This is a genomic window from Ramlibacter aquaticus, assembly GCF_015159745.1.
GTDB lineage: Bacteria > Pseudomonadota > Gammaproteobacteria > Burkholderiales > Burkholderiaceae_C > Ramlibacter > Ramlibacter aquaticus.
Genome location: NZ_JADDOJ010000028.1, coordinates 15,892 through 31,388 on the forward strand (window position 1 = coordinate 15,892; position 15,497 = coordinate 31,388).

Here is a 15,497-nt window from a genome sequence, read left to right on the forward strand (position 1 = left end):
CGTGGCGGTCGGGTCCAGGCCGGTTGCGGTCCAGATGCGGCCCGCGGGGGCCGAATCAAGGCCGCGCCGGCCTGAATACGAAAGAGTCATCGTAGAACGAAAAGTTCTCGCTCTCCACGCACCAGCCCGGAATGCCCAGGACCGGCAGGGGCGTGAAGGGCTTGGTGGCCAGGCGGTCGGGCACCAGGCAGGGCGCGAGGGCCGCGTCGGCGCCGGCCAGGTCGGGCGCGCCGCCCGGCGCGCCCAGCGGCACCGGCGAGCGCCAGACGTGGGCCGTCAGGTCCTTGCGCGGCTGCTTGAGTTTTTCCAGCAGGGCATGGCCGAAGACGACCAGCCGCGCCTGGACCCAGGCCGGGCGCAGGTCCACGAAGGCGCGGCGCCAGTCGCGCGCGAGCAGCGCCGCCCACAGCGGCGCGGGCGCGTCCAGCAGGGCGCCGTTCTCGTCCAGCAGGGTCACCGCATCGCGCACCGGCCCGCGCACCGGGCCCACGCCGGCGCGCGCGATCTCGCCGGCCTGCACCCGGTTGAGCTGCTGCTTGCAGCGCGGGAAATGCATCCACACCAGGCCGTTGAAGAAGTCGTGCGCATTCTCGCGGGTGGGGCAGGCGCCGGCGCGGAAGATGTGCGCCTCGTAGGCCTCGCCCGGCGGCAGCGCCGCCTGCGGCACGAACTGCACGGGCGCGGCGGCCCGCGCATTCAGCGCCTCGTGCAGGGCGACGCCCTCGCGCACGGCCGCGGCCACGGCGGTGCCGTGCCCGGCGAAAGGCGCGTACCAGGGCCGCTGCCAGTCGGCCGCGGCCGGCAGCCCGTTCAGGCCACCCGCTTCCAAGGCAGGGATTCGCCCGCGCGCAGCGGCTTGAGGCTGGCCTCGCCGAAGGGGAAGGACTCGGGCGTCAGCCAGTCTTCGCGGCGCAAGGTGATGTGGCCGGTGTTCACCGGCAGGCCGTAGAACGCGGGCCCGTTGCGACTGGCGAAGCCTTCCAGCTTGTCCAGGGCGCCCGCTGCGTCGAAAGCCTCGGCGTACATCTCGATCGCGGCATGCGCGGTGTAGCAGCCGGCGCAGCCCACCGCGTGCTCCTTCAGGTGGGCCGGGTGCGGTGCGCTGTCCGTGCCCAGGAAGAAGCGCGGATGGCCGGAGGTGGCCGCCGCCACCAGCGCCTGGCGGTGGGTTTCGCGCTTGAGCACCGGCAGGCAGTAGTAGTGCGGCCGGATGCCGCCGGTGAAGATCGCGTTGCGGTTGTAGAGCAGGTGGTGGGCGGTGATGGTCGCGCCGGTGTGCGCGTCCGCGTCCTGCACGTACTGCGCCGCCTCCTTGGTGGTGATGTGCTCGAAGACGATCTTCAGTTCGGGGAAGTCGCGCCGCAGCGGGATCAGCTGCTGCTCGATGAACACCGCCTCGCGGTCGAACAGGTCGATGTCGGGCGAGGTCACCTCGCCGTGCACCAGCAGCAGCAGGCCCTCGCGCTGCATGGCCTCCAGCGTGGCGTATGTCTTGCGGATGTCGGTCACGCCAGCGTCGCTGTTGGTGGTGGCGCCCGCGGGATAGAGCTTCAGGGCCACCACGCCGGCGTCCTTCGCGCGGCGGATCTCGTCCGGCGGCAGGTTGTCGGTGAGGTACAGCGTCATCAGCGGCTCGAAGCTGAGGCCCGCCGGCACGGCCGCGAGGATGCGCTCGCGGTAGGCGGCGGCCTGTGCTGCGGTGGTCACCGGCGGCTTGAGGTTGGGCATGATGATCGCGCGGCCGAACTGGGCCGCGGTGTGCGGCACCACGGCCTGCAGGGCCGCGCCGTCGCGCACGTGCAGATGCCAGTCGTCCGGCCGGACGATGGTGATTTCCTGGGTCATGCCCGTATTTTCGCCGGAACGCAGCGGCGCCTGCCGACAGGTACGCGCCGCCTCAGTGCGAGAGGATCTTGTTCAGGAAGTCCTTGGTGCGCGGCTGGCGGTTCTCGGGGTGCGAGAAGAACTCGTCCTTGGAGCAGTCTTCCAGGATGCGGCCGCCCACGTCGATGAAGATCACGCGGCTGGCGACCTTGCGCGCGAAGCCCATCTCGTGCGTGACCACCATCATGGTCATGCCCTCCTTGGCCAGGCCCACCATCACGTCCAGCACCTCGCCCACCATCTCGGGGTCCAGCGCGGAGGTGGGCTCGTCGAACAGCATCACCACCGGGTCCATGGACAGGGCACGGGCGATGGCCACGCGCTGCTGCTGGCCGCCCGAGAGCTGGCCGGGGAACTTGTCCTTGTGCGCCATCAGGCCCACGCGGTCCAGCATCTTCAGGCCGCGGGTACGGGCCTCGTCCAGGCTGCGGCCCAGCACCTTGACCTGGGCGATGGTGAGGTTCTCGGTCACCGACAGGTGAGGGAACAGCTCGAAGTGCTGGAACACCATGCCCACGCGGCTGCGCAGCTTCGGCAGGTCGGTCTTGGGATCGTGCACCGGGACGCCGTCGACGTAGATCTCGCCCTTCTGGAAAGGCTCCAGCGCGTTGACGGTCTTGATGAGGGTGGACTTGCCGGAGCCCGAGGGCCCGCACACCACCACCACGTCGCCCTTGTCGATGGTGACCGAGCAGTCGGTCAGCACCTGGTGGGTGCCGTACCACTTGGAGACGTTCTTGATTTCGATCATGGACATGGAAGGACGCTCCGGTCAGCGGATGATGGCGATGCGCGCCTGCAGGCGCTTGACCAGCCAGGACAGGCTGTAGCAGATGACGAAGTACACCACCGCGGCCAGGATGTAGGCCTCGCGCGGGTGGCTCAGGTTGGCGCCGGCCGTGGTGAAGCCGTGCAGCATGTCGTTGGCCGTGATGATGTAGACCAGCGAGGTGTCCTGGAACAGGATGATGGTCTGCGTCAGCAGGATGGGCAGCATGTTGCGGAAGGCCTGCGGCAGGATCACCAGGTGCATGTTCTGGCCGTAGGTCATGCCCAGGGCCATGCCGGCGAACACCTGGCCGCGCGCGATGGACTGGATGCCCGCGCGCATGATCTCGGAGAAGTAGGCCGCCTCGAAGGCGACGAAGGTGATCACCGCGGAGACTTCGGCGCCTATGGGGCGGCCGATCAGGATGGGCACCAGCAGGAAGAACCACAGCAGCACCATCAGCAGCGGGATGGAGCGCATGCCGTTCACGTAGATGGTGGCGGGCACGTCCAGCAGCTTGTTGCCCGACAGGCGCATCAGGGCCAGGACGGTGCCGAACACGATGCCGCCCAGCGTGGAGACGATGGTCAGCGTGACGCTGAAGTAGAAGCCGTGCAGCACGAAGCTGCGCAGCACGTCCCAGGTGAAGACGTTGAATTCCAGCATCTCAGTGGCCCCCACCGCCGGTGTTGGCGACGAAGCCCGGCACGCGCGCCCGCTTCTCGATGACGGCCATGATGCGGTTGATGGCGAAGGCCGAGATGACGTAGAGCGCCGTCACGGCCAGGTAGATCTCGACCCCGCGCGAGGTTTCCTCGCCGGCCTGCTGGGCGAAGAAGGTCAGTTCGGTCACCGACACCGCGAAGGCGACGGAGGAGTTCTTGAAGATGTTCATCGCCTCGCTGGTCAGCGGCGGGATGATGATGCGGAACGCCATGGGCAGCAGCACATAGCGGTAGTACTGCGGCGTGGTGAAGCCCATCGCCATGCCGGCGTAGCGCTGGCCGCGCGGCAGCGACTGGATGCCGGCACGCACCTGCTCGGCGATGCGCGCCGAGGTGAACAGCCCAAGGCCCATGACCACCAGCACCAGCTTGTTGGTGCTGGCGAAGACGGGGATGAGCACCGGCAGCACGTGGTACCAGAGGAAGATCTGGACCAGCAGCGGGATGTTGCGGAACAGTTCCACCCAGGCGTTGCCCAGGCGGGTGACGATGGGGCTGTCGGGCAGCGTGCGCAGGGTGCCCACCAGGGACCCCACCACCAGCGCCACCACCAGCGAGGCACAGGCCACGATGACGGTCTGGCCCCAGGCCTGCAGCAGCCAGTCCAGGTAGGTCTGCGTGCGGCCGGAACCGAAGCAGCCCTTCACCGCCTCCTTGTCGATCGTGTCCAGGCAGAACACCTGCCAATCGAGGCTCATTCTTCTCTTCTCCTCCCCGCATTCGGCGCCGCCGCCCCGGCGGGGCGGCGCGCGCCGGGGCGCGGTCGCCCCTGCGGCCGGTGTGGCGCCGCCTTACTTCTTGGCGTTGAAGTCTTCAGCCGGCTTGTCGTTGGGGTTCACCATCAGGCTCTTGAGCACCGAGCCCATGGGCAGGTTCACGCTGGTGTTCTTGGGCGGGATCGGGCTCATGAACCACTTGTTGTAGAGCTTCTCCAGGTCGCCGCTCTTGATCATGGTGCGGATCTGGTCGTCCACGGCCTTCTTGAAGGCGGGATCGTCCTTGCGCATCATCACCGCGATCGGCTCGACGTTCAGCGTCTCGCCCACGATGGCGTAGTCCTTGGGGTTCTTGGACGAGGCGATCAGGCCGGCCAGGATGTTGTCGTCCATGACGAAGGCGTCGGCGCGGCCGGATTCCAGCAGCAGGAAGCTGTCGGCGTGGTCCTTGCCGTAGACCTCCTTGAATTCCAGGCCGGTGGCGCGCTCGTGCTTGCGCAGCAGCGCGACCGAGGTGGTGCCGGTGGTGGTGGCGACGGTCTTGCCTGCCAGCTGGGCGACGGACTTGATGCCCGAGTTCGCCTTCACGGCGGTGCGCACTTCCGTCACGTAGGTGGTCAGGCCGAAGGCGACGTCCTTCTGGCGGGCCAGGTTGTTGGTGGTGGAGCCGCACTCCAGGTCCACGGTGCCGTTCTGCACCAGCGGGATGCGGTTGGCGGAGGTGACCGGCGTGTATTCGATCTTGGCCTGGGGCGCCACGGCGTGCAGGATCTTCTCGCACAGCTCGACGTGGTAGCCGGTGTACTTGCCGTCGCCCAGGGTGTAGGCCAGGGGCGCGGAGGATTCGCGCACGCCCATCACAGCCTTGCCGGAGGACTTGATCTTGGCCAGGGTGTCGTTGGCCTGGGCCTGGGCGCCGGTGGCGGCGAGCGCGGCTGCGGCGGCGACCGCCAGGGCGAGGAACTGCTTTTTCATGGATGAACTCCTGTGGTGTCCGAAGTGGAGGACGGCATTGTGACAAGGCTGCGGGCCGTTCCGGCCGCCACCGCCTCCCGGTGGTGCCTCGGATGAAGCAGGCTTTGTGCCGGGATTGGGCGCGAACTGTAAGGCCGGGCCGGTGCCGGGGCCAATGCGCATTCTGCGCCGGCCCATGCATGAAATGAATAAGGGCTCATCCGCCCTGCCCGCCGCTCGCCAACCAGGCCCACAAGGCCTGCGCCGTGCCCTTGGGCGCCCCGTGGTCTACGGGTTTCTCCCGATAAGCGCGTATGTCCATGGTGGCTTCCAGCGGCGCCATGCCCGGCGGCAGCGCGCTGACCAGCCGCTTGGCCTTCAGCTCCTTGCGCACGGCGCTGTAGGGCAGGAAGGCGACGCCGTGCCCTTCCATCGCCATCACCTTCAGGCCCTCGGCCATGTCGGTCTCGTACACGCGTTCCAGGTGGATCGCGACGGGCGACTCCTTGAGGATCTGGTCGGTGATGCGGCCCAGGTAGGCGCCGGGTGCGTAGCCCAGGTAGGGCAGCGGCTGGCCGGGACGGCCCGGCAGGTGGAACAGCGGCTGGCCGTCGGCGCCGGGCTTGCAGTAGGGCGCCAGCGTCTCGCGCCCCAGGCTGACCATCTCGTAGCGGTCCGCGTCCAGTTGCAGCGGCTGCGACAGGTGGTGGTAGGCGATGAGCAGGTCGCAGCCGCCCTCCACCAGCCGCATCACCGCGTCGTGCACGTTGAGCGCGATCAGGCGCGTCTTCACCGGGCCGAACTTCTCGCGCAGCTGCGACAGCCAGGCGGGGAAGAAGGTGAAGGCCAGGGTGTGCGGGCAGGCGAACTCGATCACGTCCTGCCCGGCCGAGGAATGGCCGCGCAGCATGGCGCGCGTGCTCTGCAGCGCCTGCAGCATCTCGATGGCCTGGGCGTACAGGGTCTCGCCGGCCGGGGTGAGCCGTGTCGGGTAGGAGCTGCGGTCCACCAGGTCGGTGCCGGCCCAGGCCTCCAGCGCCTGGATGCGTCGCGAGAAGGCCGGCTGCGTCACGTGGCGCAGCTGCGCCGAGCGGCTGAAGCTGCGGGTTTCGGCGAGGCTGACGAAGTCCTCCAGCCACTTGGTTTCCATGCCGGTGTCCTAGGGGGCGTGGCGGGCGGCGCCGGCCGCGGGCCCGGCGTGCGCGGGGCGGCACGGGGCAAAAAAGGCAAGGCTCATCCGCGGCATGTTAGCCGCAGGCCGGGGCCCCGGGCCCACCGGGCGGGGGCAGGGTTTTCTCCATGAAGACCGAGAGCGGGTCGGGACCGTAGCCGCCGAAGGGGCCGCGGCGAACGAAGCCGCAACGCGCGTACAGGCCCAGGGCCTCGGGCTGCAGGGTGCCGGTCTCCAGGCGCACCAGGTGCACGCCGCGCGCCACCAGCTCCTGCTCCAGGAAGGCGATGACGCGCAGGGCCGCGCCCCGGCCGCGGGCCTCGGGGCGCACGTACATGCGCTTGAGCTCGGCGAAGCCCTCCTGCAGCACCGCGGCGCCGCAGCCGAGCGCCGCGCCGGTGGCGTCGCGCACCACCGCGAACAGCACGTTGGGCCGCAGCATCGTGGGCAGGTCGATGCCGTGGAAGCTCTCGGCCGGGTACAGCGGCTTCTGGTAGGCATCCAGGGCGTCGACCAGGGCCAGCACCTCCGGCTGGTCCGGGCGCTCCAGCGCGATCCGCAGGCCGCTCACAGGCTCATCACCTCCACGAAGCGCTCGCCCTCGCCGCCCTGCTGCTGCAGCGCCCACATCTCGGCGTAGCGCCCGCCCTGGGCCAGCAGCTCGGCATGGGTGCCGCGCTCCAGGATGCGGCCGGCCTCCATGACCAGGATCTGGTGGGCGTCCACCACCGTGGACAGACGGTGGGCGATCACCAGCGCGGTCTTGCCGCGCGCCACGCCTTGCAACTCGCCCTGGATGGCGCGCTCGTTGGCCGAATCCAGGGCCGAGGTGGCCTCGTCGAAGATCAGGATGGGCGGGTCCTTCAGCAGGGTGCGGGCGATGGCCACGCGCTGCTTCTCGCCGCCCGAGAGCTTGAGCCCGCGCTCGCCGACCATGGTCTGGTAGCCCTTGGGGGTGGAGGCGATGAAGTCGTGGATGCGGGCCGCGCGCGCGGCCTCCTCGATCTCGGCATGGCTGGCGCCGGGCCGGCCGTAGGCGATGTTGTATTCCACCGTGTCGTTGAAGAGCACGGTGTCCTGCGGCACGATGCCGATCGCCTGCCGCAGGCTGGACTGCGTGACCTCGCGGATGTCCTGGCCGGCGATGGCGATGCGGCCCTGCTGCACGTCGTAGAAGCGGTAGAGCAGGCGCGCCAGCGTGGACTTGCCCGAGCCCGAGGGCCCGACCACGGCCACCGTCTTGCCGGCCGGAATCTCGAAGCTGAGGTCGTGCAGGATGGGGCGCGCGGGCTCGTAGGCGAAGCCCACGTGCTCGAAGCGCACGGTGGGCTGGGCCAGGCCGCCCAGCGGCTGCGCGTCGGTGCGGTCGGCCACCTCGCGTTCGCGCGCCATCAGCGCGAACATCTTGTCCAGGTCGGTGAGGCTCTGCTTGATCTCGCGGTACAGCACGCCCAGGAAGTTGAGCGGGATGTAGAGCTGGATCATGAAGGCGTTGACCATCACCAGGTCGCCCAGGGTCAGCTTGCCGGCGGCCACGCCCGCCGTGGCCCGCCACAGCAGTGCCACCAGGCCCAGGGCGATGATGGTCTGCTGGCCGGTGTTGAGCACCGACAGCGTGGTCTGCGCCTTCAGCCGGGCCAGGCGCAGGCGCTCCAGGCTCTCCTCGTAGCGGCCCGCCTCGAAGGCCTCGTTGTTGAAGTACTTGACCGTCTCGTAGTTGAGCAGCGAGTCGATCGCCCGCGTGTGGGCCGCCGAATCGAATTCGTTGGCCTGGCGCCGGAACTGGGTGCGCCATTCGGTGAAGGAGACCGTGAAGGCGATGTACACCACCAGCGCCGCGATCGTGATCCAGGCGAACCAGGCGTCGAACTTCACGGCGAGGATGCCCAGCACCAGCGCCACCTCGATCAGCGTGGGCACGATGCTGTAGAGCGAGTACGAGATCAGCGACTCGATGCCGCGCACGCCGCGCTCGATGTCGCGCGTCATCCCCCCCGTCTGGCGCTCCAGGTGGAAGCGCAGGCTCATCGCGTGCAGGTGCTCGAAGGTCTCCAGCGCGATGCGGCGCGAGGCGCCCTGCGTGGCCTTGGCGAACACCAGCTCGCGCAGCTCGGCGAACAGCGTGGTGGACAGGCGCAGCAGGCCGTAGGCCAGCAGCAGGCCCACCGGCACCACCAGCAGCGCGGCCGGCTCGCCCGGCTTGATGCTCATGCGGTCGACCAGCTGCTTGAGCAGCACGGGCACGCCCACGTTGGCGAGCTTGGCGCCCACCATGAAGACCAGCGCGGCGGCGACGCGCCACTTGTAGTCCCAGAGGTAGGGCAGCAGGCGGCGGATGGTGGACCAGTCGCCGGGCGGCTGGCTGCCGGGCGGGGCGGGAAGTGCGGTCGTGGAATCGCCTGATCGGCGCATGGGGGACAATCCTTGGAGCGAGTTCAGGAGATTGTGCCCATGTCCGAAGTTTCCAGCCCCGTCCACGTTGCGCTGCCCACCGACAAGGAGCTGGTGCTCAAGGTCATTCCCATGCCGGCGGACTGCAACGCCAACGGCGACATCTTCGGCGGCTGGGTCATGGCGCAGGTGGACCTGGCCGGCTCGGTGCTGCCGGCGCGCCACACCCAGGGCCGCATGGCGACGGTCGCGGTGAACGAGTTCGTGTTCAAGCAGCCGGTGCGGGTGGGCGACATCCTGTCCTTCTACTCGTCGGTGACGCGGATCGGCCGCACATCCATCACCGTGAAGGTGGAGGTCTACGCCGAACGCTTCCGCTCCCAGGGCCGCTACATCAAGGTGACCGAGGCCAACGTGACCTACGTGGCCATCGACGAGCAGGGCCGCCCGCGCCCCATCCCCCAGGACTGAGCCTCAGAACCTGCCGTGCCGCCCCTCGCCGGCGGCGAAGCGGCCCGCGCCTTCGATGCCGTCGGCCAGGCGCTCGCGGCTGCGCAGCCACTCCGCGTGCAGGGCCTGCGGCAGCGGCCTGTCCCAGCCCTCGTAGGCGTTGAGCCTGTCGGCGCGCATCGTCGCCTGCGGAAAGCCCGCGAGCTGCCGGGCCAGCGCCAGCGCCGCCTCGCGGGCGCCACCGCGCGGCACCACCCGGTTGGCCAGCCCCATGGCCAGGGCCTCGGGCGCCTCCACCTTGCGGCCGGTGAGGATCAGGTCCATCGCATGGCCCAGCCCGACCAGCCGCGGCAGGCGCACCGTGCCGCCGTCGATCAGCGGCACGCCGAAGCGGCGGCAGTAGACGCCGAAGTACGCGTCCTCCTCCATCACCCGCAAGTCGCACCACAGGGCCAGCTCCATGCCGCCGGCCACCGCGGCGCCGCTCACGGCGGCGATCACCGGCTTGGACAGCAGCAGCCGGCTGGGCCCCATGGGGCCGGCCGGCTGCGCCTGCCCGGGCTCGAAGTCCAGCGCGGCCATGACGCCGGCGGCGTCCTGCGCCAGCCGCGCGCCGGCCTGCAGGTCCCAGCCGGCGCAGAAGTGGCCGTGGGCGCCGTGGAACACCGCGACGCGCTGGGCCGGGTCGGCGTCGAAGGCCAGGAAGGCGGCATGCAGGGCGCGCGCGGTGTCCGCGTCCACGGCATTGCGCACCTCGGGCCGGTCCAGGGTGACCAGGGTCACCGGCCCATCGGTTTCGGTTCGCACGGCAGGGGTCATGCACGGGATTACACCGAGTCCCCACGCGCGCCGATTCGGGGTCAACCCTGTAGTTCGACGACGGGGCGGACCTTATAACTTTGGCAGCAATCGAACCAGAACGGGGGCCCGTGCAATTCATCCAACTCGTGATCAGCGGCATCGCGCAAGGCTGCATCTACGGGCTGATCGCGCTGGGCTTCGTGCTGATCTACAAGGCCACGGAAACGGTGAGCTTCGCCCAGGGCGAGCTGATGATGCTGGGCGCCTTCGGCGGCCTGGGGGTGATGAGCTTCATGGGCCTGCCCTACTGGGCCGCGGTGCTGGGCGCCATCGCCGGCATGGCCCTGTTCGGCATGCTGCTGGAGCGCCTGGTCATCCGGCCCATCCTGGGCCAGCCGGCCTTCTCCATCGTGATGCTCACCATCGGCATCGGCTACGTGGCCCGCGGCGCCATCACCATGATCCCCGGCATAGGCACCGAGACGCAGGCCCTGCCCGTGCCCTACAAGGACCAGGTGCTGAACGCCGGCCCGCTGCTGCTCAACGTGGAGCAGCTGGTGGTGATCGCGGCCACCGCCGTGCTGAGCGCGCTGCTCTACGCCCTGTTCCGCTACAGCAAGGTCGGCATCGCCATGCAGGCCGCCTCGCAGAACCAGCTCGCGGCCTACTACATGGGCATCCCGGTGCAGCGCCTGAACAACCTGGTGTGGGGCCTGGCGGCTGCCGTGGCGGCGATCGCGGGCCTGCTGCTGGCGCCCATCACCTTCGTGCACGCCAACATGGGCTTCATCGGCCTCAAGGCCTTCCCGGCGGCGGTGGTCGGCGGCTTCGGCAGCCTGCCGGGCGCCCTGGTCGGCGGGCTGGTGATAGGCACCGTGGAATCGCTCTCCGGCTTCTACCTGCCGGAGGGCTTCAAGGACGTGGCGGCCTACGTGGTGGTGCTGGTCATGCTGATGGTGCGGCCCAACGGCCTGTTCGGCGAACGCCTGCGCAAGAAGGTCTGATGCGCTTCCTGTTCAAGACCAGCTACGCGCAGGACATCCGGCTCGCCCGGCACGGCGGCCATGTGTTCTGGTACGGGCTGCTGGCCCTGTTCCTGGTGGCCGCCCCCTGGCTGGCCAGCGAGTACCTGCTGTCGCAGCTGACCTTCATCCTCATCTACGGCATCGTCGGCCTGGGGCTGATGCTGCTGGCCGGCTACACCGGCCTGTTCTCCATCGGCCACGCCGCCTTCTTCGGCGTGGGCGCCTACACCGAGGCGGTGCTGGCCGGCATGGGCTGGCCCTTCGTGCTGTCGCTGCCCCTGGCCGCCATGCTGGCCGCGGCCACCGGCGTGGTCGTGGGCCTGCCCGCGCTGCGCGTGAAGGGCATCTACCTGGGCATGGCCACGCTGTCCTTCGGCTTCGTGGTGGCCGAGGTGTTCGCGCGCTGGGAAAGCGTCACCGGCGGCAACGCGGGCAAGTCGGTGAACGCCGCCAAGGCCTTCGGCTGGACCGCCGAGGCCGGCGCGCCCTTCTACTACCTGTGCCTGCTGCTGGCCGCGGTCGCGACCCTGGCCTGCCTGAACCTGCTGCGCTCGTCCACGGGCCGGGCTTTCGTCGCCATCCGCGATTCCGAAGTCTCGGCGCAGAGCATGGGCATCGCGCTGGCCCGCTACAAGACCCTGTCCTTCGCGATCTCGGCTGCGCTGGCGGGCCTGGGCGGTGGGCTGTACGCGCACCACATCCATTTCATCTCGCCCGACCAGTTCGACATCATCCAGTCCATCGACCTGCTGCTCATGGTGGTGGTGGGCGGGCTGGGCTCCATCCACGGCGCCTTCCTGGGCGCGATCTTCCTGATCGGGCTGCCGCAGGCCATCAGCGCGGTGAAGGACTACCTGCCCGCGGCGGTGGGGCAGGCGCCGGGCCTGAAGGCGGTGGTCTACGGCGGCGTGCTGGTGGCCTTCGTGCTGTTCGAGCCGCTGGGCCTGTACGGGCGCTGGCTGAAGGTGCGCACCTACCTGCAGCTCTTCCCGTTCTACCGCAAGGGCATGTTCAAGCGGCAGAAGTCCTTCCAGAAATCGGACCGGCTGAAATGAACGCCCCGGACACCCCGCCGCCCACCGACGCCCTGCTGCAGGCGCGCGACATCAGCGTGCGCTTCGGCGGCGTGATGGCCGTGAACAAGGTCAGCTTCGACGTGCGGCGCGGCGAGGTGTTCACGCTGATCGGCCCCAACGGCGCCGGCAAGACCACGGTGTTCAACCTCATCAGCCGCCTCTACGCGCCCACCTCGGGGCGCATCACCTACGACGGCCAGGACCTGGCGCGGCAGCCGCCGCACAAGGTCGCCTCGCTGGGCATCGCCCGCACCTTCCAGAACATCGAGCTGTTCGAGTACGCCACGGTGCTGCAGAACCTGCTGATCGGGCGCCACACCCACCGCCGCACGGGCTTCTGGCAGGACATCCTGTTCACGCCGGCCGCGCGGCGCGCCGAGATCGAGGCGCGCGAGAAGGTCGAGCAGGTGATCGACTTCCTGGACCTGCAGCACCACCGCGATTCGCTGGTCGCCGGCCTGCCCTACGGCGTGCGCAAGGTGGTGGAACTGGGCCGCGCCCTGTGCACGCAGCCCAGGCTGCTGCTGCTGGATGAGCCCTCCTCCGGCCTCAACGTCGAGGAAACCGAGGACATGGCCTTCTGGATCCAGGACATCCAGCGCGACCTGGGCATCACCGTGCTCATGGTGGAGCACGACATGAGCCTGGTCTCGCGCGTCTCCGACCGCGTGCTGGCCATGAACCAGGGCGAGGTGCTGGCCATGGGCTCGCCGCGCGAGGTGCAGGCCCACCCCGGCGTGGTGGAGGCCTACCTGGGCACCATCGAGGACGTGTCCAGCCTGCGCAGGGAGGTTGCATGAGCGTCGTTGCGTGGCGCCAGGACCTGGAGGCAGCCTCGTGAGCCTCAACCCGCCCGCGATCAGCGACACGCCCGTGCTGCAGCTGATGAACGTGGAGTCCGCCTACGGGCCCATCAAGGCGATACGCGGCGTCAGCCTGCAGGTGCGGCGGGGCGAGGTCGCCACGGTGCTCGGCTCCAACGGCGCCGGCAAGACCACCATCCTCAAGACCATCTCCGGCATCATCGACCCGCGCAAGGGCAGCGTGCAGTTCAAGGGCGAGGACATCACCGCCCAGGACCCGGCCTACATCGTGGAGCAGGGCCTCTCGCACGTGCCCGAGGGGCGCGAGGTGTTCCCGCTGCTGTCGGTGCACGACAACCTGCTGATGGGCGCCTACACCCGGCGCGACCGCGACGGCGTGGCCCGGGACATGGAGGCCGTGTACCGCTACTTCCCCATCCTCAAGGAGCGGGCTGCACAGGACGCGGGCCTGCTCTCGGGCGGCCAGCAGCAGATGCTGGCGATCTCGCGCGCGCTCATGGCCTCGCCGGACCTGATCCTGCTGGACGAGCCCAGCCTGGGCCTGTCGCCCAAGCTGACCAAGGAGATCTTCGAGATCGTGGTGCGCATCAACCGCGAGCGCGGCACCACCCTGCTGCTGGTGGAGCAGAACGCCAACATGGCGCTGAACGCCGCCGACTACGGCTACGTGCTGGAGAACGGCCGCATCGTCATGGAGGACACCTGCGGTCGCCTGCGCGAGAAGGACGACATCAAGGAGTTCTACCTCGGCATGAAGGACGCCGGCGTGCGCGGCGAGCGGCGCTGGAAAAAGAAGAAGACCTGGCGATGAGCACGCTCTGGACCCTCACCCGCAGCATCAATCCCGACCCGCGCATCGTGCTGCCGGGCGACACCCTGCCCGCCATGTTCTGGAACGGCGTCAGCCAGCGCGGCCCGCGGGTGTGGCTGCGCCAGAAGGACCTGGGCATCTGGCGCAGCTGGACCTGGACGCGTGCCGGCGAGGCGGTGGCCGAGATCGCCGGCGGGCTGATGTCGCTGGGCTTCGCCCCGGGGGACACCGCCTCCATCCTCGCCAACACGGTGGTCGAGTGGGTGCTGGCCGACCTGGCCATCCTCTCCTGCGGCGGCGTCTCCAACGGCATCTACCCCACCGACGCGGCCGGGCAGGTGCAGTACCTGTGCGAGGACTCCCGCACCCGCGTGCTCTTCGTCGAGGACGACGAGCAGCTGGACAAGGCGCTGGAGGTGCGCGAGCGCCTGCCCGGGCTGGTGAAGATCGTGGTCTTCGACATGGAAGGCCTGCGCGACCTGAACGATGCGGGCGTGATCAGCCTGCAGGCCCTGCGCGAGGCCGGCCGCGCCTGGAACGCGCAGCACGCGGGCGAGCTGCAGCGCCGCGTCCAGGCCTGCCGCCCGGAAGACCTGGCCATCCTGGTCTACACCTCGGGCACCACCGGCAAGCCCAAGGGCGCGATGCACAGCCACGGCGGGCTGGTCTACACCGTGCGCGGCTACAACAGCCTGATCCCGCAGGACGAGCGCGACGAGCGCATCTGCTTCCTGCCGCTGTGCCACATCGCCGAGCGGGTGGGCGGCGAGTACTCCGCGCTCTACACCGGCTCGGTGCTCAACTTCGTCGAGAACCCGGAGACCGTGCCCGAGAACGTGCGCGAGATCCAGCCCACCGTGTTCCTGGCGGTGCCCCGGGTGTGGGAGAAGTTCTATTCCGGCGTGATGATCGGCCTGAAGGAGGCGAGCCGCCTGCAGCAGGCGGCCTACGCCTGGTCCATCGGCGTGGGCACGCGCATCGCCGAAAAGGTGCTGGCCGGCGAGCCCGTGGGCGCGGGGCTCAAGCTGCAGTTCCAGCTGGCGCGCTGGCTGGCGCTGGCGAACGTGCGCAAGATGATAGGCATAGACCGGGCGCGCTTCCTGGTCACGGGGGCGGCGCCCATCTCGCCCGAGCTGGTGCGCTGGTACCTGGCGCTGGGCGTGCCCATGCTGGAGGTCTGGGGCATGACGGAGTCCTGCGGCGCCTCCACCGGCGTGCCGCTGGACCGCATCCGGCCCGGCTCCATCGGCCCGGCGACGCCGTACAACGAGGTGCGCGTCGACCCGGTCACCGCCGAGATCCTGGTGCGCGGACCCAACGTCTTCATGGGCTACCTCAACCAGCCCGCCCGGACCGCCGAAGCCCTGGACCCCGAGGGCTGGCTGCACACCGGCGACGTGGGCACCGTGGACGCCGACGGCTTCTTCCGCATCACCGACCGCATGAAGGACATCATCATCACGGCCGGCGGCAAGAACGTGACGCCCAGCGAACTGGAGAACGAGCTGAAGTTCTCGCCCTACATCACCGACGCCGTGGTGATCGGCGACCGGCGGCCCTACCTCACGGTCATCGTCATGATCGACCAGGAGAATGTCGAGAAGTACGCGCAGGACCACGACGTGCCCTTCTCCAACTACGCCAGCCTCACCCGCACGCCGCAGGTGCAGGACCTGATCCAGGCCGAGATCGACCGGGTCAACGCCCGCTTCGCGCGGGTGGAGCAGATCAAGAAGTTCTTCCTGCTGGACACGCAGCTCACGGCCGAGGACGAGGAGCTCACGCCCACCATGAAGCTCAAGCGCAAGCTGGTGCAGACCAAGTATGCCGACCGCATCGAGGCCATGTACGCCTGAACGAGGTTCAACCCGCCGCCGCGGCGCCAGGCTGGAAGCAGCGC

Annotated in this window: 16 protein-coding genes; 6 read left to right on the plus strand and 10 right to left on the minus strand. The window is 69.4% G+C overall.

Annotated elements, in window-relative coordinates; genetic code table 11:
- Window positions 1-55: 55 nt before the first annotated feature.
- The 9 genes from IM725_RS08790 to IM725_RS08830 form a co-directional block, all read right to left on the minus strand.
- Window positions 56-829, minus strand: coding sequence for a DUF3025 domain-containing protein (locus IM725_RS08790; RefSeq protein ID WP_193780204.1), 774 nt, complete (start codon window positions 827-829; stop codon window positions 56-58).
- A complete protein-coding gene (pyrC, locus tag IM725_RS08795; RefSeq protein WP_193780205.1) occupies window positions 811-1,845 on the minus strand; it encodes a dihydroorotase in 1,035 nt (344 codons plus the stop codon). The genes IM725_RS08790 and pyrC overlap by 19 nt, the downstream gene beginning before the upstream one ends.
- A gap of 52 nt (window positions 1,846-1,897) precedes the next feature.
- The gene (locus tag IM725_RS08800) at window positions 1,898-2,635 is read right to left on the minus strand and encodes an amino acid ABC transporter ATP-binding protein (protein WP_193780230.1); all 738 of its coding nucleotides are present in this window, start codon (window positions 2,633-2,635) and stop codon (window positions 1,898-1,900) included.
- Between the two features lie 21 nt (window positions 2,636-2,656).
- A complete protein-coding gene (locus IM725_RS08805) occupies window positions 2,657-3,319 on the minus strand; it encodes an amino acid ABC transporter permease (protein ID WP_193780206.1) in 663 nt (220 codons plus the stop codon).
- A gap of 1 nt (window position 3,320) precedes the next feature.
- Entirely contained in the window at window positions 3,321-4,076 is a 756-nt protein-coding gene (locus IM725_RS08810; protein ID WP_193780207.1) for an amino acid ABC transporter permease, read from the minus strand.
- 93 nt (window positions 4,077-4,169) lie between these two features.
- Complete coding sequence (locus tag IM725_RS08815; RefSeq protein ID WP_193780208.1) at window positions 4,170-5,069, minus strand: amino acid ABC transporter substrate-binding protein; 900 nt, start codon at window positions 5,067-5,069, stop codon at window positions 4,170-4,172.
- A 196-nt stretch (window positions 5,070-5,265) separates the two neighbouring features.
- Complete coding sequence (locus tag IM725_RS08820; RefSeq protein ID WP_193780209.1) at window positions 5,266-6,198, minus strand: LysR substrate-binding domain-containing protein; 933 nt, start codon at window positions 6,196-6,198, stop codon at window positions 5,266-5,268.
- Between the two features lie 97 nt (window positions 6,199-6,295).
- Entirely contained in the window at window positions 6,296-6,790 is a 495-nt protein-coding gene (locus IM725_RS08825; protein ID WP_321576197.1) for a GNAT family N-acetyltransferase, read from the minus strand.
- The gene (locus IM725_RS08830) at window positions 6,787-8,631 is read right to left on the minus strand and encodes an ABCB family ABC transporter ATP-binding protein/permease (RefSeq protein ID WP_193780210.1); all 1,845 of its coding nucleotides are present in this window, start codon (window positions 8,629-8,631) and stop codon (window positions 6,787-6,789) included. Before IM725_RS08830 ends, IM725_RS08825 begins: the two co-directional genes overlap by 4 nt.
- 39 nt (window positions 8,632-8,670) lie before the next feature.
- On the opposite strand from IM725_RS08830, the gene IM725_RS08835 reads away from it, so the two are divergent.
- Window positions 8,671-9,081, plus strand: a complete 411-nt coding sequence (locus tag IM725_RS08835) for an acyl-CoA thioesterase (RefSeq protein WP_193780211.1) — start codon at window positions 8,671-8,673, stop codon at window positions 9,079-9,081.
- Window positions 9,082-9,084: 3 nt separating this feature from the next.
- Here IM725_RS08835 and IM725_RS08840 read toward each other — a convergent pair whose 3' ends face one another.
- Window positions 9,085-9,879, minus strand: coding sequence for a crotonase/enoyl-CoA hydratase family protein (locus IM725_RS08840; RefSeq protein WP_193780212.1), 795 nt, complete (start codon window positions 9,877-9,879; stop codon window positions 9,085-9,087).
- Between the two features lie 110 nt (window positions 9,880-9,989).
- On the opposite strand from IM725_RS08840, the gene IM725_RS08845 reads away from it, so the two are divergent.
- The 5 genes from IM725_RS08845 to IM725_RS08865 all read left to right on the plus strand — a co-directional run bounded on the left by IM725_RS08845 (window position 9,990) and on the right by IM725_RS08865 (window position 15,453).
- Window positions 9,990-10,865: a branched-chain amino acid ABC transporter permease gene (locus tag IM725_RS08845; RefSeq protein ID WP_193780213.1), complete on the plus strand. Its 876-nt coding sequence runs from the start codon at window positions 9,990-9,992 to the stop codon at window positions 10,863-10,865.
- A complete protein-coding gene (locus IM725_RS08850) occupies window positions 10,865-11,941 on the plus strand; it encodes a branched-chain amino acid ABC transporter permease (protein WP_193780214.1) in 1,077 nt (358 codons plus the stop codon). The genes IM725_RS08845 and IM725_RS08850 overlap by 1 nt, the downstream gene beginning before the upstream one ends.
- A complete protein-coding gene (locus IM725_RS08855) occupies window positions 11,938-12,762 on the plus strand; it encodes an ABC transporter ATP-binding protein (protein ID WP_193780215.1) in 825 nt (274 codons plus the stop codon). Before IM725_RS08850 ends, IM725_RS08855 begins: the two co-directional genes overlap by 4 nt.
- Before the next feature lie 85 nt (window positions 12,763-12,847).
- The gene (locus IM725_RS08860; RefSeq protein ID WP_193780232.1) at window positions 12,848-13,597 is read left to right on the plus strand and encodes an ABC transporter ATP-binding protein; all 750 of its coding nucleotides are present in this window, start codon (window positions 12,848-12,850) and stop codon (window positions 13,595-13,597) included.
- Window positions 13,594-15,453, plus strand: coding sequence for an AMP-dependent synthetase/ligase (locus tag IM725_RS08865; RefSeq protein ID WP_193780216.1), 1,860 nt, complete (start codon window positions 13,594-13,596; stop codon window positions 15,451-15,453). Before IM725_RS08860 ends, IM725_RS08865 begins: the two co-directional genes overlap by 4 nt.
- Window positions 15,454-15,497 lie beyond the last annotated feature (44 nt).

Bases quoted from the DNA above. Each gene is read 5' to 3' on its own strand.
- pyrC (WP_193780205.1), bottom strand. From the start codon at position 1,845: ATGACCCAGGAAATCACCATCGTCCGGCCGGACGACTGGCATCTGCAC.
- IM725_RS08800 (WP_193780230.1), bottom strand. From the start codon at position 2,635: ATGATCGAAATCAAGAACGTCTCCAAGTGGTACGGCACCCACCAGGTG.
- IM725_RS08805 (WP_193780206.1), bottom strand. From the start codon at position 3,319: ATGCTGGAATTCAACGTCTTCACCTGGGACGTGCTGCGCAGCTTCGTG.
- IM725_RS08810 (WP_193780207.1), bottom strand. From the start codon at position 4,076: ATGAGCCTCGATTGGCAGGTGTTCTGCCTGGACACGATCGACAAGGAG.
- IM725_RS08815 (WP_193780208.1), bottom strand. From the start codon at position 5,069: ATGAAAAAGCAGTTCCTCGCCCTGGCGGTCGCCGCCGCAGCCGCGCTC.
- IM725_RS08820 (WP_193780209.1), bottom strand. From the start codon at position 6,198: ATGGAAACCAAGTGGCTGGAGGACTTCGTCAGCCTCGCCGAAACCCGC.
- IM725_RS08830 (WP_193780210.1), bottom strand. From the start codon at position 8,631: ATGCGCCGATCAGGCGATTCCACGACCGCACTTCCCGCCCCGCCCGGC.
- IM725_RS08835 (WP_193780211.1), top strand. From the start codon at position 8,671: ATGTCCGAAGTTTCCAGCCCCGTCCACGTTGCGCTGCCCACCGACAAG.
- IM725_RS08840 (WP_193780212.1), bottom strand. From the start codon at position 9,879: ATGACCCCTGCCGTGCGAACCGAAACCGATGGGCCGGTGACCCTGGTC.
- IM725_RS08850 (WP_193780214.1), top strand. From the start codon at position 10,865: ATGCGCTTCCTGTTCAAGACCAGCTACGCGCAGGACATCCGGCTCGCC.
- IM725_RS08855 (WP_193780215.1), top strand. From the start codon at position 11,938: ATGAACGCCCCGGACACCCCGCCGCCCACCGACGCCCTGCTGCAGGCG.
- IM725_RS08860 (WP_193780232.1), top strand. From the start codon at position 12,848: ATGAACGTGGAGTCCGCCTACGGGCCCATCAAGGCGATACGCGGCGTC.
- IM725_RS08865 (WP_193780216.1), top strand. From the start codon at position 13,594: ATGAGCACGCTCTGGACCCTCACCCGCAGCATCAATCCCGACCCGCGC.